This is a genomic window from Pseudosulfitobacter pseudonitzschiae, from assembly GCF_900129395.1.
Taxonomy (GTDB): domain Bacteria; phylum Pseudomonadota; class Alphaproteobacteria; order Rhodobacterales; family Rhodobacteraceae; genus Pseudosulfitobacter; species Pseudosulfitobacter pseudonitzschiae.
In genome coordinates, this window is the sequence record NZ_FQVP01000017.1 from 1 (window position 1) to 21,313 (window position 21,313).

At 57.8% G+C, this 21,313-nt stretch carries 24 protein-coding genes and 1 pseudogene; 15 read left to right on the plus strand and 10 right to left on the minus strand.

Annotation, left to right across the window (positions count from 1 at the left end):
• The first annotated feature begins 332 nt into the window (after window positions 1-332).
• Both BUC08_RS24710 and BUC08_RS23265 read left to right on the plus strand, forming a co-directional pair.
• Entirely contained in the window at window positions 333-473 is a 141-nt protein-coding gene (locus BUC08_RS24710; protein WP_156024901.1) for a hypothetical protein, read from the plus strand.
• Between the two features lie 139 nt (window positions 474-612).
• Window positions 613-909: a PRC-barrel domain-containing protein gene (locus BUC08_RS23265; RefSeq protein ID WP_037931241.1), complete on the plus strand. Its 297-nt coding sequence runs from the start codon at window positions 613-615 to the stop codon at window positions 907-909.
• A gap of 238 nt (window positions 910-1,147) precedes the next feature.
• Here the strand turns inward: BUC08_RS23265 and BUC08_RS23270 are convergent, their stop codons facing one another.
• The 6 genes from BUC08_RS23270 to BUC08_RS23295 form a co-directional block, all read right to left on the minus strand.
• Complete coding sequence (locus BUC08_RS23270; protein ID WP_037931244.1) at window positions 1,148-1,474, minus strand: type II toxin-antitoxin system PemK/MazF family toxin; 327 nt, start codon at window positions 1,472-1,474, stop codon at window positions 1,148-1,150.
• Window positions 1,471-1,689 (minus strand): antitoxin MazE family protein, encoded by a 219-nt coding sequence (locus BUC08_RS23275; protein WP_037931247.1) that lies wholly within the window; start codon window positions 1,687-1,689, stop codon window positions 1,471-1,473. The genes BUC08_RS23270 and BUC08_RS23275 overlap by 4 nt, the downstream gene beginning before the upstream one ends.
• Before the next feature lie 297 nt (window positions 1,690-1,986).
• Complete coding sequence (locus BUC08_RS23280; RefSeq protein ID WP_037931249.1) at window positions 1,987-3,120, minus strand: epoxide hydrolase family protein; 1,134 nt, start codon at window positions 3,118-3,120, stop codon at window positions 1,987-1,989.
• 3 nt (window positions 3,121-3,123) lie between these two features.
• On the minus strand, window positions 3,124-3,588 hold the full coding sequence (locus BUC08_RS23285; protein WP_051694690.1) for a MaoC family dehydratase: 465 nt from the start codon (window positions 3,586-3,588) through the stop codon (window positions 3,124-3,126).
• A 54-nt stretch (window positions 3,589-3,642) separates the two neighbouring features.
• The gene (locus BUC08_RS23290) at window positions 3,643-5,190 is read right to left on the minus strand and encodes a class I adenylate-forming enzyme family protein (RefSeq protein WP_073194592.1); all 1,548 of its coding nucleotides are present in this window, start codon (window positions 5,188-5,190) and stop codon (window positions 3,643-3,645) included.
• A 234-nt stretch (window positions 5,191-5,424) separates the two neighbouring features.
• Window positions 5,425-6,432: a PaaX family transcriptional regulator gene (locus BUC08_RS23295; protein WP_081855484.1), complete on the minus strand. Its 1,008-nt coding sequence runs from the start codon at window positions 6,430-6,432 to the stop codon at window positions 5,425-5,427.
• A gap of 241 nt (window positions 6,433-6,673) precedes the next feature.
• Between BUC08_RS23295 and paaG the strand changes: the two genes are divergently transcribed.
• The 12 genes from paaG to paaE all read left to right on the plus strand — a co-directional run bounded on the left by paaG (window position 6,674) and on the right by paaE (window position 16,787).
• Window positions 6,674-7,471, plus strand: coding sequence for a 2-(1,2-epoxy-1,2-dihydrophenyl)acetyl-CoA isomerase PaaG (gene paaG, locus BUC08_RS23300; RefSeq protein WP_037931252.1), 798 nt, complete (start codon window positions 6,674-6,676; stop codon window positions 7,469-7,471).
• Window positions 7,468-7,941, plus strand: coding sequence for a hydroxyphenylacetyl-CoA thioesterase PaaI (gene paaI, locus BUC08_RS23305; protein ID WP_051694693.1), 474 nt, complete (start codon window positions 7,468-7,470; stop codon window positions 7,939-7,941). The genes paaG and paaI overlap by 4 nt, the downstream gene beginning before the upstream one ends.
• A 123-nt stretch (window positions 7,942-8,064) precedes the next feature.
• Window positions 8,065-9,204: an ABC transporter substrate-binding protein gene (locus BUC08_RS23310; protein ID WP_037931254.1), complete on the plus strand. Its 1,140-nt coding sequence runs from the start codon at window positions 8,065-8,067 to the stop codon at window positions 9,202-9,204.
• Between the two features lie 183 nt (window positions 9,205-9,387).
• Window positions 9,388-10,266: a branched-chain amino acid ABC transporter permease gene (locus BUC08_RS23315; protein WP_318011067.1), complete on the plus strand. Its 879-nt coding sequence runs from the start codon at window positions 9,388-9,390 to the stop codon at window positions 10,264-10,266.
• Window positions 10,253-11,224, plus strand: coding sequence for a branched-chain amino acid ABC transporter permease (locus BUC08_RS23320; protein WP_037931257.1), 972 nt, complete (start codon window positions 10,253-10,255; stop codon window positions 11,222-11,224). The genes BUC08_RS23315 and BUC08_RS23320 overlap by 14 nt, the downstream gene beginning before the upstream one ends.
• Complete coding sequence (locus BUC08_RS23325; RefSeq protein ID WP_037931259.1) at window positions 11,208-12,002, plus strand: ABC transporter ATP-binding protein; 795 nt, start codon at window positions 11,208-11,210, stop codon at window positions 12,000-12,002. The genes BUC08_RS23320 and BUC08_RS23325 overlap by 17 nt, the downstream gene beginning before the upstream one ends.
• Window positions 11,986-12,693, plus strand: coding sequence for an ABC transporter ATP-binding protein (locus tag BUC08_RS23330; protein WP_037931262.1), 708 nt, complete (start codon window positions 11,986-11,988; stop codon window positions 12,691-12,693). The genes BUC08_RS23325 and BUC08_RS23330 overlap by 17 nt, the downstream gene beginning before the upstream one ends.
• Before the next feature lie 180 nt (window positions 12,694-12,873).
• Window positions 12,874-13,851: a 1,2-phenylacetyl-CoA epoxidase subunit PaaA gene (paaA, locus tag BUC08_RS23335; RefSeq protein WP_037931265.1), complete on the plus strand. Its 978-nt coding sequence runs from the start codon at window positions 12,874-12,876 to the stop codon at window positions 13,849-13,851.
• 102 nt (window positions 13,852-13,953) lie between these two features.
• On the plus strand, window positions 13,954-14,247 hold the full coding sequence (paaB, locus tag BUC08_RS23340; protein WP_037931268.1) for a 1,2-phenylacetyl-CoA epoxidase subunit PaaB: 294 nt from the start codon (window positions 13,954-13,956) through the stop codon (window positions 14,245-14,247).
• Window positions 14,247-15,017, plus strand: a complete 771-nt coding sequence (gene paaC / locus BUC08_RS23345; RefSeq protein WP_037931271.1) for a 1,2-phenylacetyl-CoA epoxidase subunit PaaC — start codon at window positions 14,247-14,249, stop codon at window positions 15,015-15,017. Before paaB ends, paaC begins: the two co-directional genes overlap by 1 nt.
• Window positions 15,011-15,535, plus strand: a complete 525-nt coding sequence (gene paaD, locus BUC08_RS23350) for a 1,2-phenylacetyl-CoA epoxidase subunit PaaD (protein WP_037931274.1) — start codon at window positions 15,011-15,013, stop codon at window positions 15,533-15,535. The genes paaC and paaD overlap by 7 nt, the downstream gene beginning before the upstream one ends.
• Before the next feature lie 115 nt (window positions 15,536-15,650).
• A complete protein-coding gene (paaE, locus tag BUC08_RS23355; RefSeq protein ID WP_051694694.1) occupies window positions 15,651-16,787 on the plus strand; it encodes a 1,2-phenylacetyl-CoA epoxidase subunit PaaE in 1,137 nt (378 codons plus the stop codon).
• 91 nt (window positions 16,788-16,878) lie between these two features.
• Here paaE and BUC08_RS25060 read toward each other — a convergent pair.
• The 4 genes and pseudogenes from BUC08_RS25060 to BUC08_RS23375 all read right to left on the minus strand — a co-directional run.
• Window positions 16,879-17,005, minus strand: a pseudogene (locus BUC08_RS25060) (transposase); the annotation flags it as partial.
• Window positions 17,006-17,151: 146 nt separating this feature from the next.
• The gene (locus BUC08_RS23365; RefSeq protein ID WP_037931277.1) at window positions 17,152-18,183 is read right to left on the minus strand and encodes a phosphotransferase family protein; all 1,032 of its coding nucleotides are present in this window, start codon (window positions 18,181-18,183) and stop codon (window positions 17,152-17,154) included.
• A gap of 167 nt (window positions 18,184-18,350) precedes the next feature.
• The gene (locus BUC08_RS23370) at window positions 18,351-19,559 is read right to left on the minus strand and encodes an acyl-CoA dehydrogenase family protein (RefSeq protein WP_037931280.1); all 1,209 of its coding nucleotides are present in this window, start codon (window positions 19,557-19,559) and stop codon (window positions 18,351-18,353) included.
• Between the two features lie 17 nt (window positions 19,560-19,576).
• Complete coding sequence (locus BUC08_RS23375; RefSeq protein ID WP_037931283.1) at window positions 19,577-20,350, minus strand: SDR family NAD(P)-dependent oxidoreductase; 774 nt, start codon at window positions 20,348-20,350, stop codon at window positions 19,577-19,579.
• A gap of 166 nt (window positions 20,351-20,516) precedes the next feature.
• Between BUC08_RS23375 and BUC08_RS23380 the strand changes: the two genes are divergently transcribed.
• Window positions 20,517-21,245: a TetR/AcrR family transcriptional regulator gene (locus tag BUC08_RS23380; RefSeq protein ID WP_073194595.1), complete on the plus strand. Its 729-nt coding sequence runs from the start codon at window positions 20,517-20,519 to the stop codon at window positions 21,243-21,245.
• Window positions 21,246-21,313: the final 68 nt, after the last annotated feature.

Sequence of the window (21,313 nt, forward strand, 5' to 3'; positions counted from 1 at the left end):
CGAAAAGCATAGGCACGATGGCAGTCGAATCTCATAGTTAAGGGCAAAAAATATCCCCGAACGCGTCGTGTCTCAGATTTAAGGGCTACGCGACATGTCCCTTCCACGATGAACCGAACATCGGTTCGACGTCGACAATGTCGAAGCGGAAATCGAAGAAGCGGCGATATTCTGTAAGCGTACCTATGAGGGGTCGGTGAGTGCCGGCCCATTTTTTTCTTCGGTCACTGCGAGGATATGAAACCGCAACAGAAGACCCGATTAACAAACATCGGGAAAGGACTTCAAAATGAGGATTACAGCATTCTACATGCAAAGCGGCACAGACCACCGTGAATGAACACCTGCGCCAGCAACCGGTGCAGGATATCCAAGCAGGTCCATGGCAGGGTGCTGAAATCTTTTTCTATGGACTGAACGGCAAGCTACTCATGATGCAGGCCGATGCCAGCGATCAACCAAAAGCTGACTGACTTTTCATATCAAATACATTCCGATACGTTCCCTTGCCTCCGCGTCGGCTTATAACTGCCATGCTTCATGCGTGCTGGAACTATGAGATCTTTGGGAAGTTTTACTTTTAGTAGAAACCATAGTCATGAGGAGGTCCAAATGGATCATTCTGCACATACCCCCCTTCGCCCTGAAGAATTGAATGCTGCCAATCTTGAAGGAGCCGATGTTTATGGTCCAGACGACAACGATATCGGTAATGTCTCGCATCTGCACGGCACCGGGCAGAACGCTCAGGTAGTTGTCGATGTCGGTGGCTTTTTGGGCCTCGGCGCGAAGCCCGTTGCGCTTGACATATCGCGCCTGAATTTCATGCGCGATGAAAACGGCAAGGTTCACGCCACCACAATGATGACGAAAGACGAGCTGAAGAACCTACCCGAACATCACGATTAAGGGCGTATAGGCTGATTGATCCCTTCCCCGCGTGACGAGGCAACTGCGGGGATGCCCTCGACGGTATCTTCCGGCGTAACGGTCTGAGCGGACAAGGAGCCGCTTCGAACACAACGCCGGAAGCCTGCAGAAGCCGGAGCGGATCGTGAGGCTGACATGACCGAAGATCTCTCCCGGCTTCGAAGTTCGTCTGTTTGCTGGGGAAGACGGCGGCGGATATTAAGTGCAGTGGCCCGCCTTACCCCGCCACTCCTAAAAACAGTGCTAGTGCCCGGTTCACCTCGATCATGGCGGTATCGTCCAGCTGACCGAAAGCTTTCCCCAGCTTGTCCGTTCGAACTGTCACGGCTTTGTCGATCATGATCTGTGATCGCATACGCAACCCGTTCTCCGCAGAGGGTTCGACCGTCAGCCGAATCAACGGCGCATCCACCAAGGTGGATGTAACCAGAAGGACGGTCGTGGTGGCGGTGTCCGGAAACCGGTCGGATTGGATCACAAGCGCGGGACGCGGCTTGCCGTGGTCGCCCTGAAGGGCGACCGTCACCAGCTCACCACGCCTCACTCCCAGTCATCCACATCGACCAGGGAGGCATCCAGGAAATCGTTCAGAGTATCATCTGCGCGATCGGCCTTGGCTACAATTGCAGCCTGGCGGCGGCACTCAGCCTCGAAACCGGGGCGGCGGGTATCCGGCACCCAAATCTGGACGGGGCGCAAACCAGCGGCACGCAAGGCATCGCGACGCTTCTGGACACGGTGAGAAACAGAGGTTGGCATGGCAATTCCCTTCCCGTTACATGTAACGATATGTAGCGTTCAGTTCAAGCTACCTTCCGTTTGAAAGCGGCAGGCCTTTTCCAGTCCGGTGCTGAATGACAGCGGCGCGAGGTACGGAACCCATTGAGGTCTTCAGAGATCCCTTTCTAGGCCTGCCATCTCGTGTCCCGCCAAGATCCCTCAAGGCGGGTTGTCCCGTGCCACTCTAGGACCCATGACCAACAGTCTACGGTGACATGACAGCTGATACAGGGGCCACTCGCGCGTGCCAGCGTGATTAAGCTGAACCAACTGTCGTCAGGTCAGGTTTTTCGCAAAGCCCTGAATGTCCTGTGCCAGATTTGCGGGGACAGTGAATGCCGGATAGTGGCCGCCCTCCGGATGGGTGGTATAATTCACGACGTTATGCACCCGCCTGCACCACGATGGCGGCGGTGGCGGGAAAAAACCGTTCTCGAAAAACGAGCAAGCAACGGGAACATCGCCTGTACCCCCGGTTGGGGCTGCGGTTTCGTCGTGCTCACGCACGGCGCGGTAGATCCAGTTGGCCGAAGGAATGGCTCCGGAAATCCAGTAGGCGGTGACAAGTGCCGCGATGTCTTCGCGCGGCACAGAGGGTTCCGCGCCGCCGCCGTTCCAACCGTGCAGCTTTTCGGCGATCCAGGCGGCAAGCCCGATGGGCGAATCCGACAGACCGACAGCGGCGGTGTTTGGATGCGTTCCTTGAATTTCGCGATATCCTGCATCTGCGGCGAGGCGCTTTTGCACCGCCTTGATCCAGCTGACTTCGGTTTCGTCCGGTTTTTTCGCGTCCGGCCCGAATGTCGGCCTCAGGCCCATCATCGAGATATGGATGCCGCTGACAGCATCGGCGTGATCTGCAGCCAACCAGCCTGCTACCGTTGCGCCCCAGTCATTGCCATGTACGGCAAAACTGTCGATGCTCAGGCCCTGTTTCAAAGCACGGCGCAGAATCACGGCGATCTGGCGGGGGCCGACAGGGGCAGCCGTGGGCGCGGAAAACCCGAACCCCGGCAGATCTGCGACGATGGGATAAAGTCCGGCCTGCTCCAGTTGTGCTGCGACCTGTGCGTATTCCAACCCGGAACTGGGCCAGCCGTGCAGCAAAAGGATCGGCATCCGGCCGTCCGGCACACCCGCAGGCAAGGCCACATGCAGGCCACCATCCCCAACCGCCTCGTCAAAGGGGATCATCATATGATGCCCCCCAAACCGATTGCGGTCGGTTTCCCAATCGTATTCATCGGCCAGATAGGCGGCGAAACCGGACAGCCATTCCAAGTTTACGCCCCCCTCCCATCCTGCCACCGCGCTAGCTGGCAAGCGCGCGGCACGCAAACGGGCGCGCATGTCGGCGATCAACCCAGGTGCGGCAGGCAGGGCCCAATCGACAGCGGTGAGGGCAGTCATCGCTCAGTCCTCTGCCGCCGCGTCGGCGGCGCGGGTCTTGAACAATGCCCGAAGGATCAGGCTACAAACCATCTTTCCATCTTGGTTGAACACTTCCCATTTGAGGTCTGCGATGCCGGATCCCTCATCCCGCGGCTTCAGGGAATCGACAGTGTTCACCACATTGATCGTGTCCCCGATAAAGGTCGGGCTCGGATAGCGAAGCCGGTCGGTGCCGTAATTTGCAATCACGGTCTGGGTTTGGGCCGGCACCACCAGCCCCCCTGTCATTGCCACCACCATGAGGCCCGGCGCCACGCGTTGTTTGAACATGCTGGCCTCAGCATAGACCTTGTCACAATGAATGGGGAACCAGTCACCGGTGAACATGCACCACATCGTGACGTCGGCCTCTGTTACAGTCCGACGGTGCGTTGTTTCGCTGTCGCCGACACTCAGGTCGTCGAAGTACTTTTCCATCAAGCGCATTGAATTTTCCTTTATTGACTTAACCTGGCTATTCCCAGGTGCGGCGCACGAGGCTCAATCGGCTTCGAGCATCTTGACTCTGCGGTCCAGTTCGGCACGTTTCAGGATCTTTCCTGTCGCACCCCGAATAAGTTGATCGCGGATTTCCACGGTCTTGGGGACCTTGAACTTCGACATCTTGCCACGGCACCATTCACGAAGCTCATCCGGGTCGATGGTATGACCGCTGCGCGGCACAACCGCTACGTGAATAGCCTCGCCCCATTTGTCGTCCGGCACACCAAAGACACATACCTCCAGCGTCGCCGAATGCGCCGCGATCACATTCTCCACCTCAATCGGATAGACGTTGTAACCGCCGGTGATGATCATGAACTGCTTGCGATCAACGAGATAAAGGTAGCCCTTTTCATCGAGCCGCCCCATGTCACCTGTCAGCAGCCAACCATCCTTGAAGACCTTCTCGGTCATCTCCGGCTCTTTCAGGTAGCCATCCATCACAAAATCACCCGATACGCTGATCTCGCCGACTTCGCCGGGCGGAAGGGGGGTGCCGTTTTCGTCCACGATGCGCACGCGGCAATGGATCATCGGCTGTCCGCATGAGGACAACAGGTTCTCATCGTTTTCAAGCGCCCATTGGTGATCGGCATGGGACAGTTTGGTATACCAGCCGCCCGCACCTTCGGTCGAGCCATAGACCTGCTCCAGTTCGATCCCCTTGAAGACCTCGCCGGCGCGCCGCACCAACGCGGGCGGTGTCGACGCCGAGCCATAATAGATCCGCCGCAACGACGAAACATCACGTGGTTTCTTGTCGTATTCCTCGCAGACGCCGGTAATCATCGTGGGAATGAACAACAGACTGGTGCAGTTGTGCTTTTCGATCAAATCCAGCGCCAGCCCCGGTTCGAAGGCAGGCATGATCACATTGGTAAAGCCCAGTGTGACATTCCACATACATAGAATAGAGGGTACGCCCGCCGCCGGAAGGCAATGAAGAAACACATCATCTTCGTTCAGCTTCAGATCAAGCTGGGAGAAACCCAGTACCGCCAGAACCCCACTGTGACGCCAGATGGCCCCTTTGGGATTGCCGGTCGAGCCGGTCGTGTAACAGATCTGACAAATGTCGGACCCTTTCGGGCGTGGAAAGTCAGGCAGCGGGGCATCAAAATCGAGAGCCTCAGCGTACTCGCCTAGATTACCCTGCCCATCTCCGGCCATAATCAATCCGAATTCTGGCGAACAGCCGGATACAAGATCAACAAAATCATCTGCTGCAATGACCAGTTTGGCCTCGGAATGCTCCACCAGCCTTTCGATGTCGCCCTTGGAATGGCGATAATTCAGTCCGACCCGTATGGCCCCCATCCGTGCAGTCGCGAATAGAACCTCAACCTGCACCGGACCATCATTTACGCAGACCGCGATTGCGTCCCCTGGCCTGATTCCCCGTGCCCACAGGGCCACCACCAGCGCGTCGATCCGTCGATCAAGCTCCCCCCAGGTCACATTTCCATGTAGATATTGATAGGCGACGTGTTCAGGCCGCCGGATTCTGTGATTCACCAGAAAATCCGAAATAGTCGAGCTTTCCAATTCTCCCCCCCTTTTCCTTGAGCTTGGCTGATCCGATCTCATCCACCTCGGCAGCCGATTTACATCGGCCAAACATACTGCAAAAAATTCATTCTACAAACATTTATTGTCGTACGAAATCAGATGCCGTATTTTCGCAAAGAAACCGTGCAGTCGGGGTCGGTTGCGGACCCCGACTGCGCCCTAACGTCAGAGACAACCGCCGATTCACGCGTACTTTTTTTGTGCGCACGCTCAGACCGATCCAAAACGCCGGTACAGCCGAACATCTTTTGAAACCACCTGCCCTGGCAAAGTCTCCAGGGTCTGCTCCAGATAGGCCTCCGACCCAGGCAACAGTTTTGGATAGACCTCGCCCATCAGCTCATAGGCCCGCTCCCCTGGCCAATCATCGTCCAGCGCCGAGGCTGGCAGACGCGGGTCCCGGAGCGCGGCGCGGCGGAAATAGTGCATCATCAGCGTCCTCAGGGCAAAGGACTGCTCCATATTGGGAACCTCTCGCGCGAGCAGATCCGGCAACCGGCAAAAAGCATCCGTGAATTCATTATAGGATTCGCGAATCGGCGTAAGATCCCATGCCGTGTCCGCCAAATGACGCAACGTCTGTGGGTCGATCGAGGCGGAATCGGCGAAGAAAATCGGCCCAACGGCGCTTCTTCCACCGGCGGTGGAAATATGCCGCGCCGCCGTTTCACCTATGCTGGGATGGATAAAGACATGCGGCGCCAACTGCCCGAAGCCGTTGCGCTCCAGCTCCTGGCGCAGGCGAAAGGCAGTTTTGCGATCGATCTTTTCCTTGAACAACTTGAGAATGGTCCACCCGTTCATCCGCAGTTCGGCGCTGGAGGCATAAATACGGCTCTGATAGGCAGTATCGGCCACCGCAAACTCCTCGTTCATGGAGTAAAAGCTCCGCTTGCCGACCTGCTCGCGCTTAAGCCAGCCATCATAGGTCAGACGCAGAGCCGACGTTCGCACCAGCGGTTCAGAAAGGCCGAACAGCCCGGTCATCGAAACGATACTGCCCAGCCAGACGACACCGCCCAGAGGCACGATGCTGTCTCCAAAAATGGTCATAATCAGTGATTTCGGGCGGATCGGACGGCGTTCTGCCGCCTCATTGAGGATAGATGCGAAACTGTGTGTCTGTACGGCGGGTTTGCTCTTTCGGGCCGCCTTGGAAGCGTCGTGGGACAAGCTGCTTCCAGCTACGCCTTTGTTCTCTGTTTGCGGTTTCGCCATATGTGTCCCTTTTTCATAACCATTTCCGATCGTTTGCAACGCATTTCCCGACGTCGCCGACGGTCCACACCTTCGCCTGAATATGCCCACGCAGGTAAGGGCCGTCAAATTTGCATCTGAACTACATAGAAAAACTGTTTGTTTTGTTAAAATTTGTGTTACATGAAGTTCGTGGGACACCTAGCCAAGGCCCGGAAAAAGTTCTGGGCGTCGGCTGGCCATCGCGAGGGAGGATAAATCGTTGAGTTCATTGGTGCTGACCGAAAGAGTCGGATCGTGTTTAGTCGTGATATTGAACAGGCCCGACGCGCTGAACTCTTTCACCGTGGATATGCACCGGGAATTGTTCGACGCACTGGCGACAGCCGAATCCGACGGGTCTGTGCGGAGCATCGTCCTGACCGGAGCAGGTCGCGGCTTCTGTGCGGGGCAGGATCTCGGGGAAGCCTCTGACCCGAACGGCCCCATTGACGATCTCGGTGTCCATCTCGAAAATACATATAACCGTCTGGTCCGCACCATTCGACGCCTGCCGATACCGGTCATTGCTGCTGTAAACGGCGTCGCGGCAGGCGCGGGTGCCAATATCGCACTGGCCTGCGATATCGTTCTGGCGGGACGATCCGCCAAGTTCGTTCAATCGTTCTCAAAAATCAGTCTGGTGCCGGATTCTGGCGGCACATGGACCCTTCCGCGTCTGGTCGGCCCCCAGCGGGCGCGGGCCCTGGCGTTGCTTGGCGACGCTATAACTGCCGAACAGGCGCAGACCTTCGGTCTGGTCTGGCAGGTGGTGGATGATACCGCATTACGCGATGCAGCCTTGGCTATGGCCGAACGCTTTGCCGCTCTTCCGCCCGAAGGCCTGAAGCTGACCAAGCAGGCTTTGGATACTGCCATGGAAACGACCTTTGACCGTCAGCTGGACATCGAGCGCGATCTGCAAAGTCTTGCCGGTCAGTCGGCAGACAACAAGGAGGCGGTTACCGCCTTTCTGGAAAAGCGGGCCCCGGTCTTCAAAGTAAAAGGAAAGAACTCTTGAACATATCCATATCGAGCGACCCGCAGACGATAGCCGAGAACTGCGCAGATGTGATTTGGGCCGAGGACAAGACCAGCCGTATGCTGGGTATCACCCGCGATTCCGTGGGACCGGGCACGGCGGCAGTGTCGATGATTGTCGGTGATGAAATGGTGAACGGACTCGACATGGCGCATGGCGGTCTGATGTTCACGCTGGCAGATGTCGCTTTCGCGCTGGCTTGCAATACCCGCAACTCAATCGCAGTCGGAAATTTCTGCAGCGTTCAGTTTCTGCGCCCCGCGTCTCGCGGCGACCGGCTGACCGCAACTGCGAAAGAAAGCCTTCTTGATGGACGCAATGGAATTTATGATGTGACAATCACCGACCAATCCGGTCGCAGGATTGTCGAATTTCGCGGTCACTCAAAGATTGTGCCGGGGACCCACCTGGCCGCCGCATCGGGCGACCCCGCAGCGGCGGAAGTGTAGGCCGGTTGCGGCAATGCCGCCTCACCAGAATGTCTCAGACCTAACAGAACGTAAAGTGAAAGAGGGCTGCCTAAAGGCCCCGACATCTCGCAAATTAAAATCAGTTCAATAAGTGGAGGAAACATGAAAAAGGTAGTCAAACTTGCCGCTCTCGGGGCCGCTCTTACCATCGCCGGGGGGGTGCAAGCTGCTGACCCGGTGCGGATCGGCGCAGTCGTGTCGCAGACTGGCCCGGCGGCGTTTTTGGGAGAACCCGCGGCAATCACGCTCAAGCACTATGTGGAAAAACTGAATGAAGACGGTGGTCTGCTTGGCCGTCCGGTGGAGCTAGTGCTGTACGATGATGCCTCCGATGCCAATACCGCGCGGACCTATGCCACGCGGTTGGTCGAAGACGACGAGGTTTCGGCCGTGATCGGCACCAGCACGACCGGCGCGACGCTGGCGATGATTTCGGTCTTCGAAGACGCGGAAGTGCCGTTGGTTTCCTTGGCGGCAGGTATCCAGATTATCGAACCGGTCAACCCGTACGTCTTCAAGACACCGCATACTGATCGCATGGTCTGTGAACGGGTCATGATCGAGTTCAGCGAACGCAGTTTTGATCAGGTGGCCCTGATGACCGGTACCGGCGGCGTTGGCAAATCCGTCCGCAAGGAATGCACCGAGCAGGCGGAGAAACGCGGTATCGAGATCATTGCGGATGAAACCTTCAACCCCAAAGACGTGGACATGTCGCCCCAGCTGACCAAGATCAAGAACACCCCCGGCGTTGACGCGGTGTTCGTGGGCGGGTTCGGCCAGCCCCTGGCCGTTGTCTCCCGCAACTACAAACAGCTGGGCATCGAGATTCCGCAGTATCACAGCCACGGTTCGGCCTCCAAGGTCTACGTCGAAATGTCCGATGGCGGCGCGGAAAATGCCCGTGTGACTGCCCCGCTTCTGGTGATTGCCGATCAGCTGTCCGAAGATAATCCGCTGCGCCCCCGCGCTGTTGAATACACCAAGGCCTTTCGTGATCTGACCGGCGAAGATGTCTCGACCTTTGGCGGCTATGCCTACGACGCGCTTCTGCTTATCTCGGATGCGATCAAGCGCGCGGATTCGGACGATCCGCAGGACGTGCGCGATGCGCTGGAGGCCACCAAGGATCTTCCCGGCGTCACGGGCATGTTCAACATGAGTGCCGAGGATCATCTCGGCATCGACCATTCTTCGCTCTACATGGTTACCGTAAAAGACAGCGAGTGGGTTCTGGAATAACCCCCTCCTGATACCACTGGCGCGGATCGTCGATAGCGACGGTTCGCGCCGCGCTTTCTGGGGGGCTTTCTTCGAAGCTCTCCAACTGTGCAAAGCATCCTGACATCCCGGCGTTGATCCAAAGCCTGCATCGTCATTCCCGGGGTTTGAAACAAAAGCCCGTAAGTCCGTTAAAGGAACACCATGGCACTGTCCGAATTCTTGCAATTTCTCATTTCCGGCCTCACGGTCGGGTTCATATACGGGGCTGTGGCCTTGGGGTTCACGGTTATCTACAACGCGTCGCATGTGGTGAATTTCGCACAAGGTGAATTCGTCATGCTCGGTGGAATGTTTACGGTTTTCGGCATCTCGCTGGGCCTGCCCTATCTTGTGGCGGCCATTCTGGCGATCGCCTTGACCGCTCTCATCGGCGTGCTGCTGTATGAGTTTGCCATTCGGCCAGCGCGCGGAGCGCCGGTTTTTGCACTGATCATCATTACCATAGGTGCATCCATCCTGATCCGCGGGCTGGCCCAGGTCGCGTTTGGCACCAGCTTCTTTTCGCTGCCGTCGCTGGCTGGTGACACGCCCATTAATATCGCAGGTGCCGTGGCCCAGCCACAAAGCATCGTGGTCGTCGTGGGAACACTGGCAATGGTCGGGCTTCTTGCCCTGATGATGCGCCGGACGATGATCGGCAAGGCCCTGATCGCCGCCTCGAACGATCTGGTTGCCTCGCAACTTGTCGGTATCAATGTGCGGATGATCGTCGCGATGAGTTTTGCCATCTCCGCCGTTCTTGCGGCAGTTGCCGGTATTCTGATTACGCCGATTTCGCTTGTGAGTTACGACATCGGTGTCCTGCTGGCGCTCAAGGCTTTTGCCGCGGTGATGCTGGGGGGCATGGGCAAGCCGGCCGGGGCCCTGATCGGCGGGATCCTCGTCGGTGTCGGCGAGGCGATGACTGCCGGATACATTTCTACCGATTACAAGGATGCCGCCGCTTTCGTCATCATCCTCGTGGTCTTGTGTGCCTTTCCTAACGGGCTATTCGGGAGTGAACATCATGAGCGTGTTTGACACAGTACAACGCGTCGTCGGAAACCGTCTTAGCCTGATCCTGATCGGTGCAATGCTGCTGGTTCTTCCGCTGCTGATGACCTCAAGCTTTCAAATGAGGCTCGCTGTTGTCGTCTGGGTCTATGCCATGGCAGCAATCGGCCTCAACCTGTTGATGGGCTTCGCCGGCCAGGTCAGCCTGGGACATGCCGGTTTCTTTGGGATCGGTGCTTACTCTGTAGCACTGGGGCCCTCGCAACTGGGGCTTTCACCCGCGCTGAGCCTGCCAGCCGGGATCGCGTTCTGTGGTCTCCTTGCGCTGCTTCTGGGAAGACCCATTCTGAAGCTCAAGGGGCATTACCTTGCTGTGGCCACGTTGGGTCTGGGCATGCTGATCTTCATGATCCTGTCCAACGAGGTCGAATTGACCGGAGGGCCGGACGGGATGCGGGTGCCACGCGTGGTGATCATGGGCTGGAAGGTCAAAGGCACCGAAACCTGGTATTGGATCACCGGGATCGCGTTGCTCATCAGTGTGTGGCTGGCGCTCAATCTGATTAACAGCCCGACAGGGTTGGCCCTGCGTGCCATTCACGACAGCGAAGTCGCCGCATCCGTGCTGGGCGTTGACGTTGCCAGATACAAGCTCATCGTGTTTGTCATCTCGGCTTGTTTCGCCTCGGCTGCGGGGGGGCTTCTTGCGCTCTACAATGGGCACATAACCCCCGGCGTATCGGATTTTCTGGTTTCTGTGCAACTGGTTACCATGGTGGTTCTGGGCGGTATGGGCTCGGTTGGCGGATCACTGGTCGGTGCAGCGCTGATTATCATTCTGCCGCAATTTCTGACCGTCATGCACGAATACGAACATGCGTTTCTCGGTCTCATCATGATCCTCACAATGGTCTTTATGCGCTCCGGCATTGTTCCGAGCATCAGCAAAGCAATCAGGAGCCGCAGGCATGACAGCAATTCTTGAAACTGACGGTCTGAGCATCTCCTTTGGAGGGCTCAAGGCGCTGGACAATGTCAACTTGTCCGTCCGGCCCGGCGAGATCCTCTCGGTGATCGGCCCGAACGGAGCCGGCAAAACCACGTTGTTCAACTTGATTTCGGGTGTTTACAAGCCGCGATCGGGGAAAGTCCTTCTTGAAGGGCAGGACGTCACGGGCCAGTCGCCCGACAAGCTGGCCGGAAGAGGCCTGACGCGAACCTTCCAGAACCTGCAGGTCTTTCAGACCATGACAGCGCTGGAAAACGTCATGGTCGCGCGACACCTGCATGAGAAGAGAAACGTGCTCGCGCATCTTCTCGCGCTGCCGTCGGTCCGACGTCAACGCGAGGAGACCCGCAAAAGGGCCATGGAATGTCTGGCGCGCGTCGGCATGGAACACTACGCCGATCAGACCGCCGATTCCCTGCCCTATGGCGCCCTCAAGAGATTGGAAATCGCCCGCGCTCTGGCCCTTGTGCCGAAAGTCCTGCTGCTGGATGAGCCCGCCGCCGGCTGCAATCCACGCGAAACCGAGGAAATCGACGAGATCATCAGCAAAATCGCTGCCGAAGGCATGGCGGTGGTGCTCGTCGAACACGACATGCGGTTGGTCATGAAGATTTCGAACCACATACTCGTGCTCAACTTCGGCAAGAAATTGGCCGAGGGAAATGCCGCCACCATTGCCGCCGATCCGCATGTGATCGAGGCGTATCTGGGGCTTGAAGGAGACGAAGGAGAAGCCGGTGCTGTCGCTGAATAATGTGAAATCGCGCTATGGCCGCATTGAAGCCCTGCACGGTGTGTCTCTAGAGGTGGACGAAGGCGAAGTGGTGGCCGTGATCGGTGCCAACGGCGCCGGCAAGACAACGATGATGCGGTCAATTTCGGGGGTGCAGCCAACCTCTGACGGGACGATCCTGTTCGATGGCAAACCCCTGGACAAGGTGCCCGCACACAAACGGATCAATCTGGGCATCGCCCAGGTTCCCGAGGGACGCCATATCTTCGGGCCGCTGTCAGTCGAGGATAACCTGTTGATCGGCGGCTGGTCCCTGACCTCAACGGAACGCGCAGATCCGTCGAGGCTGGGCTGGGCCTATGACACGTTCCCGATCCTCAAGGAAAAGCGCCATCTTCCTGCCGGAAGCCTGTCCGGCGGACAGCAGCAGATGCTGGCCATCGGACGCGCGATGATGGTCCGGCCGCGCCTTATTCTGCTGGATGAACCCAGCATGGGTTTGTCTCCGCTTCTTGTACAACAAATTCTCGACACTCTTCGGGAGTTGAAGAAGCAGGGAATCACGATCCTTCTGGTCGAACAGAACGCAAATGCGGCGCTCGCCTTTGTCGACCGCGCCTATGTGATGGAAACGGGAAACGTAATTATCGAAGGAACAGCAAAGGAAATTTCGGCAAATCCCAAGGTGCGCGAAGCTTATCTTGGACTATGAGCCGGGACCATGAAATCCGCCCCGGGGCGGGAACTAAATACGACTAAATTTGGTTGACGTACCAAATTATGTTTTATACTTTAAGGGCAGATACAATCATTCGATTGAGTCTGTGCCTGAATCATTGCCAAGGTGCGTGACCACGATGGGTCCGGGCACCGCAAGTCGGAGGAAAGTTGCATGTATTCGCAAGGATTGATGGGTGTCGAAGAGACTCCGGGAGGAGAACAGGATCTGTTGGATCGGTTCCAGGCTCGTATCGACGCCGGTGAGAAAATCGAGCCGAACGACGAAATGCCGGAAGCCTATCGCAAGACGCTGATCCGGCAGATGTCTCAACACGCTCACTCCGAGATTGTAGGAGTTTACCCCGAGGCGAACTGGGTGACGCGCGCGCCGACCCTGCGGCGCAAATTGCAGGCCATGGCCAAGATTCAGGATGAATTCGGTCACGGGCTTTATATCTATTCCGCAGCCGAGACCCTCGGGGTTTCCCGCGAAGAGATGGTTGGGCAGCTTTTGTCCGGCAAGGCAAAATACTCCAGTGTTTTCAACTACCCGACCCTGAATTGGGCCGATCTGGCCGTGATCGGCTGGCTGGGCGATGGCGCAGCAATCATGAACCAGATCCCGCTGTGCCGCTGCTCATATGGCCCCTACGCGCGGGCGATGGTTCTCGTCTGCAAGGAAGAGAGCTTTCACCAACGCCAGGGCTATGAAGCCATGGTCGCCCTGATGAACGGCTCGCCCGAACAAAAGGCGATGGGGCAGGATGCGGTCAACCGCTGGTGGTGGCCCATCATGATGATGTTCGGTCCGCATGATGCGGATTCGCCCAACACAGAGACGGGCGTGAAGTGGAAAATCAAGAACTTCACCAATGATGAACTTCGTCAGAAATTCATCAAGGCCACCGTTCCACAGGCGAAATTGATTGGGATCGAAATCCCCGATCCCGACCTTCGGTTTAATGAAGAGACCGGGGATTGGGAGCATGGAGAGATCGATTGGGACGAATTCTGGAGTGTCGTTAAAGGCCAGGGTCCCTGTAACCATGACCGGATCACGGCGCGCCGCAAAGCGCATGCCGAAGGGGCATGGGTTCTCGAAGCTGCGCAAGCTTATGCCGCGAAACAAGCGGCCAGAAACGCCGCCTGACACTTACCGCAGATCACACAGTCGGTACACCGGGCGGCATTGCACGCCGCCCGTTTCCATACCTGTGAGCCACAGTATTAGCCAAAGAGGGCAAACCAAGACATGAGAGAAAATGACACCCCGCTATACGAGGTTTTTCTGCGTCCGCGGAATGGCCTGTCGCACCGCCATGTTGGAAGCCTGCATGCCCTGGATGACCAGATGGCGATGCAAAATGCCCGCGATCTCTACACCCGTCGCGGTGAGGCAGATTCCATCTGGATTGTGCGCAGCGCCGATCTGATCGCCAGCGCACCCGAAGACAAGGAAACCAACTTGTCGCCGTCCGATCCCGAGCGCAAACCCTACCGCCACCCGACATTTTATGTCCTCCCGAAAGAAGTCGAGAACATGTGATGGGAGAGCTTCAAAAGAATACCCGCTTCGAGCATCTGCTGCGGCTGGCCGACACCAACTTGATCCTTGGGCACCGCATGTCCGAATGGATCGGGAAATCTCCGATCCTGGAAGAGGAGCTTGCGCTCACCAATATCGGTCTCGATTTGATCGGCCAGGCCCGCGCGCTTTATGAACACGCAGTCGCGGTGTCCGGCGAGGAAGACAACCGCGACGCTGACGATCTTGTGTTTCTGCGCGATGCGCCTGAATACAAGAACCTGCTGCTTGTCGAGAGAGAGAACGGAGATTTCGCGCACACGATGGTGCGCCAGATGTTCTACTCCGCTTTCGCGGTTCCCGTCTGGGAGGCGCTGACACGGTCTGTGGATTCCGAGGTTGCCGGGATCGCCGGTCGCGCGGAAAAGGAATCGCTCTACCATTTGCGGCACGCCAGTGAATGGATTTTACGCATGGGAGATGGCACCGAAGAAAGCCACCAGCGGGTGCAGGATGCCGTCGACGCCCTTTGGATGTATACCGGCGAGATGTTCGACATGGACGAGGTCGAAACCGCCGCGTTCGAGGCCGGGCATGGTGTCGACCTGACTGCTGTCCGCAGCGAATGGGAAAAGACCGTCCGCGAGGTGCTGACGGCGGCAACACTGGATTACCCAGAGGATTGCTGGATGCTCAAGGGCGGTCGAACCGGGAAACACACCGAACATCTGGGCCACCTGCTGTCAGATATGCAATTTCTCCAGCGTGCCTATCCAGGTCAGAAATGGTAAGCACACCCCCCCACTCAGACGCCGAAGACCGGCAGGCGCTTCTGGAACACGCCCGCGCCGTTCTGGATCAGGTGTGCGATCCGGAGATCCCGGTTCTCACAATCCGCGACATCGGCATTCTGCGCGATGTCGCGATGGATGACGACGGCACGATCGAGGTGGTGATCACGCCGACCTATTCCGGTTGCCCCGCAATGGGAATGATCGCCATCGAAGTTGAACTGGCGCTGGCCAAGGCCGGAATTGACGCGCATCGGGTGTCGCTGCGCCATTCCCCGCCCTGGACGACGGATTGGATTTCGGACGACGCACGGGAAAAACTACGCGCTTACGGAATTGCACCGCCGAAAAAGGGCAGCAATTCCAAACGCGCGCTGTTCTCGGACGAGGTGATCACCTGCCCGAAATGCGGCGCGAGCGATACCGAGAAGATCAGCGAATTCGGCTCGACAGCCTGCAAGGCGTTATATCGCTGCCGCAACTGCCGAGAGCCGTTCGATTACTTCAAATGTATCTGACGCGGGCACCGCGACGGGCCGATGGATCATGGACCGGGCACTGTCCCCGGATGGAATAAGAATGCATTGCGAACGGCGCCTGTAAGGCCACGCGATGACTACGAAGGAAAACGGGATGACCACTGCAGCAAAGACCAAACCTGAGACCCCCCCGGCCAAGCGCCGCCCGCCGCGTTTTCACCGGCTGAACGTGCGCGATGTCCGCAAGGAAACGGACGACGCGGTGTCGCTGGCCTTCGATATTCCGGACGAGCTGGCCGCCGATTACCTGTTCACTCCGGGCCAATATGTGACGCTGCGCCGCGCCGGCGACACTGACGGTGTGCGGCGATGCTACTCGGTCAGCTCCGGCCGGGACGATGGCGAACTGCGGGTTCTGGTCAAACGGCTTGAGGGCGGGGTGTTTTCGTCCTTTGTCCATGACGAGCTGACACCGGGAACGGAACTCGATGTCATGACGCCCGAAGGCACTTTCGGGGCGAAGATTCAGCGCGGCGGCCCACGCACCTATCTGGCTCTGGCAGCGGGCAGCGGCATTACACCGATCATATCGATTATCCGTTCGGTGCTTTCCGCAGACCCGGAGGCCAGCTTTATCCTGTTTTATGGCAACCGTACTCTCAGCTCGATCATTTTCCGCGACGAGCTCAACGATCTCAAGGACACCTATCCCGAACGGCTCTCGCTGTTTCATACGCTGACACGCGAAGGCACCGATTCACCGCTTTTCTCGGGCCGTCTGGACGCGGAGAAGCTGCGCAAATTCGCCGGTGCCCTGTTCGATCCAAAGGCGATCGACGATGCCTTCCTTTGCGGTCCCGCCGAATTGATCCAGGAGCTTCGGGCGGAACTCTGCGCTCTGGGTGTTGCCGAGAACTGTATTCATGACGAACTCTTTGCACCCGCCGGTGACGGCAATATCGCGCCCGTTGTGCGCGCGCCAATTGCTGCGGAAACCGCGCCCGGCGAAGGGGTAGAGGTCACGGCGATCCTCGATGGCACCTCTCGCACCTTTGTGATGACAGACGACCAGGAAAGTGTGGTGACCGCCGCTGCTGCGGCAGGTATCGAGCTGCCCTATTCCTGCAAGGGCGGCATGTGTTCGACCTGTCGCGCCAAGGTCATCGAAGGAGAGGCCGAGATGACGCTGAATTATGCGCTGGAACCTTGGGAATTGAAGGAAAACTTCGTTCTGACCTGCCAGGCCCGCCCGAAAACCGAAAAACTCACAGTCGATTTTGACCACGTCTGAAGAGGTCTCACCCGGCCGCAAAGATCATTTGGCAACGTCCAGCCGATCTTTGCGGTGCGTGGCGCACGCGTCGAATGTTTCCGGGCGGGTCCTTGCATAGTTCGGGAAATCGCTTCTGAATTCGGCGGGAGGACTGTCCCCCTGATCCGCTGCATGACTTTTGACAGCGCAATCTGCGGCGGTACGGATACGAACCTGCAAACGTGATCTCGCGCCACATCAGTAAAAACAAAAAGCGGCGCCCTCCCAAAAGAAGGATCGCCCACAAGCCGCCGAACATTGCGGATACGATGGAATTACATCCGATCCTATCCGAACATGAGTAAACCGAAAGCGCGTGTCCTGATCCTCTGTGTCCAGAGGATCAGGACATAGCTTCAGCACTGGAAGACGCACTTGCGATGACATCCCGGGCGCGTGCGGCGAAACGTGGCGCAAGCACGCCAAGGCTGGCCGCTTCGGACGAGGCCGCGCTCCCGGATCGTGCACGATCGGCGATCCCGACGAAGATCACGGCAAAGCGGAACATCGCGAAGGCGATGTGAAACGCTCGCAAAGGCGCGGTCGGTCTGGCATGGGCATGGTATTCAGCGACGAATTCTTCCTGCGATGGGATCCCGCCGTTGGCCCAATCGGTGCCGAGCAATCCGCCGTATTCCTCAGGCGAGGAATTCCACGGCATCACGCAATACCCCAGATCGGCGAGCGGATGACCAAGGGTAGAAAGCTCCCAGTCCAGCACCGCAATGACCCGCGGCTCGGTTGGATGGATCATCAGATTGCCCAGCCGGAAATCGCCGTGCGCAATAGATACCGCCCCGTCCTCCTCGGGGATGTTGGCGGGAAGCCATTCGATCAGGTAATCCAGATCGGGCACCCGCGGGCCCGGAGAGTCATTGTACTGCCTGCTCCAGCGTGCGATCTGACGGGCAAAATAATTGCCCGGCTTGCCAAAGTCATCAAGCCCTACCGCATCGGGGCGTACTGCATGAAGTTGCGCCAGCGTGCGCGCCATATCAAGATAGATCTCACGCCGTTCGTCAGCGCTCAGACCTGGCAAGGTGCAATCTTCAAAGACCCGTCCATCCAGCCGCTCCATAACGTAGAATGGCGTTCCAAGGATGCTTGCATCCTCTTCGAAATAGAGCATTTTCGCCACCGGAACATCGGTCTCTGCCAGCGCTTTCTGGACCCGGTATTCGCGATCGATCGCATGTGCGCCCGGCAGGATCGGACCAGAAGGTTTGCAACGCAGAACCAACTGGACGTCGCCCCATGTCACGAACCATGTCGGGTTCGATTGTCCACCGCTGATGCGCTGCGTGTGCAGATCCCCGGCATCCGGCCACCGCGCTGCCAACCAGACGCGCAGAGAAGCAAGGTCCAAATCGCTCATGCCCACCCCTCCTGATAATTACGTGGGTGCGATTCCCCAGCAGAACCCACGCGAAGAACACCGGGCGCGGACGCCAACAGACCAAGCAGCATTGGCGAGGTCGAATGGGCCGCGCCAATTGCATGATCTGGATTGTTAAACACTGCGCTCCCCCTCAAATCCACGGTTCAGATGTCCCCGACATTCCATCTCCAGAAATCGCGACCTTCCTCACCAAGGTGTCGATTCAGAACCATCTGATGTACCTCATCGGCACCATCGACCAGACGGGCCTGACGGGCGTAGCGATAGATCCATTCCAGAACCGTATCTTTGGAATACCCCCGCGCGCCATTGATCTGGATCGCAACATCGGCGGCCTTGTGCAAAAGATTGGCCACATGAATTTTGGCCATCGACACTTCTTTCTTCGCAAAACTGCCCTGATCCAGCGCCCATGCGGCTTTCATCACCAGCAGGCGGCCTACTTCGATCTCCATCGCCAGATCGCCCATCTTGATCTGGATGCTTTCCCGGTCGGACAGACGGATGCCAAACCCATGCCGGTTCGCGGCATAGTCCTGGGCAATCTCAGTACAGCGCTTGGCAAGTCCCAGCCAGCGCATACAATGGGTCAAGCGTGCTGTGCCAAGGCGCATCTGGGTGATTTTAAGCCCCATGCCTTCGCCCATGATGATGCGATCGGCGGGCAGCTCCATATCCTCATAGATCAGTTCGCAATGACCGCCGTGTTCTTCGGGCCCCATGATCGGGATGCGGCGGTCGATACGCCAACCCGGATCGTCCCGGTGATGCAGAAAGGCTGTCAAACCGCGGCGTGGATCATCCGAAGTGCGCGCCAGAAGGATGAAATGATCCGCATCCGCAGCGCCGGTGATGAACCACTTGTGCCCGCGAATGACATACTTGTCGCCCTTTTTCGTGGCTGTGGTAGCCATCATTCCCGGATCGGATCCGCCGCCGGGATGCGGTTCGGTCATAACAAAAGACGACCGCACATCGCCCCGTACGATCGGGTCAAGCCAACGCTCTTTCTGTTCGGGCGTTCCGGCCTGTTCGAGCACCATCATGTTGCCGTCATCCGGTGCGGCCGAGTTGAAGATCACCGGCCCGAAAATCGACCGGTTCATCTCTTCGTAACAGACCGCCATGCCAACCCTGCCAAGCCCTTGCCCGCCAGTTTCGGATTTGAGCTGCAGACACCAAAGCCCTTCGTCGCGGGCCTTTTCACGCAGTGGCGCCATCCAGTCATGGGCAATATTGCCGTGCGCATCCCAGGCCTCGGGACGGGCTTCGACAGGCAGGATATCGTTCGCGACAAAGCGGGCAATACGCGCGCGAAAATCTTCGACGCGGGGGGAGATGGTAAAGTCCATAAAACGTCCTCAAACGATCAGAGAGATGAAACGAGATGGCCGCCGTCGGCGACGATTTCGGTTCCGGTCATGAAGTGCCCAAGATCGGAAACCAGCAGCAAGAGCGGGCCATCCAGATCCGAAGGCTGGCCAAGACGGCGTTGCGGGACACGGCGGATTAGCGCCTGACCCGGTTCGGAGGCAAAGAACGCGCGGTTCAATTCAGTCTCGATATAACCGGGGCAAAGCGCGTTGACCCGAATGCCATGCCGCGCCCACTCCAATGCCAACGCGCGGCTCAGTTGGATCAGTCCGGCCTTGGAGGCCGCATAGGCCGACACATTTCCAGCTACACGTGTTCCAAGGATTGATGCCACATTCACAATCACGCCACCGTGGCCCTTGGCAACCATCGCTTCGGCAGCGACACGCGCGACATGGAATGCGCCTTTGAGATTTGTATCAAGAATGCGGTCGATGTCCTGCGTCCCGTGCTCCAGCGCCGGAGCCGACAGAGTGGTTCCCGCATTGTTGACAACGATGTCGAACGACCGACTGGTCAATGCCGTCTCGACAGAGCCCGGATCGGCAACATCCAGCGACAGGGGCTCGGCCAGACCACCTGCGCCTGCGATCTCTTCACAAATCGACGAAATCCGGTCCAGGCGCCGCGCGGCCAAGGTCACTTTTACACCTTTGCCGGCCAGCAGACGCGCAAAATGCGCGCCAAGCCCTGAAGATGCGCCCGTCACTAGCGCGGTCTTTCCGGCAAGACCGGGCCAGATTGTTTCTTCCGAAGACGTGGTGGACATATTCGTCAAAGGCCTTTCCCCTGAACCTGCGATATCGATCACTCCGTCATTTTACGAGCGATTGCTCGAAAAAATAAACCAAGGCACGTTCCCGTGCAAGCCCTCGTTTATGTTTCTGGACGGAAGGCGTAGATTGAAACCGAATAGGACGACAGGGAGACCGCGTGTGTTGAACATCGACGACTTGAGAACGGAGGCATTATGCCGTCATATTCTGGAGCGGCACCGCGATACGATCACAGTAAAGAAACCGGATTTCGCCCTGCGCAAGCTCAAGGTTATCATCACCGCCGCGCTTGAACTGTCCAACCTCAAGGGCTTCCAGGTCATGTCTCTACGCGATCTGTCAAGTGCTTCGGGCGTGTCAATGGGGGGGCTGTATGCCTATTTCGATACCAAAGACACGCTTCTGAAAATGATCCTCTCCGAAGTCACAGATGCTGTGCAGCGGACCCTTTCGACCCCACCGCCCGAAGTTTACGGCGATCCGGTGGCGCATTTGAACTGGCTTATCGATGCGCATGTGCGCATGACCGAGGAAATGCTGCCTTGGTTCACTTTTTCTTTCATGGAGGCGAAAAACTTTCCCCGCGCCGCGCGCCAGAAAGCGGTCGACAGCGAAGAGTTAACGGAACGCTATATCGCCGATGTCCTGAACGAAGGGATCGCATCGCATGTCTTTCGCAGCGACACCTCACCTTTGCTGGCCGCGCTGATCAAGCCGTTATTACAGGATTGGTATGTCAAGCGTACGAAGTATCAGCGCCGCGCGGTACCCATCGATACCTATATATCTACTGTACAGACCCTGATCCTGTCAGCCTGTCTCGAAAAATCCGGTAGCGGAGTCGATGCGGTGATCCGCACTCAGGACACCGCGGCAGGATCCGTCTAGTCTCGAAGAGGTCCCGACGGCTGTACCCAATCGCAATCTACTGACCAGCGCCCGGGGATCGTCGCCGC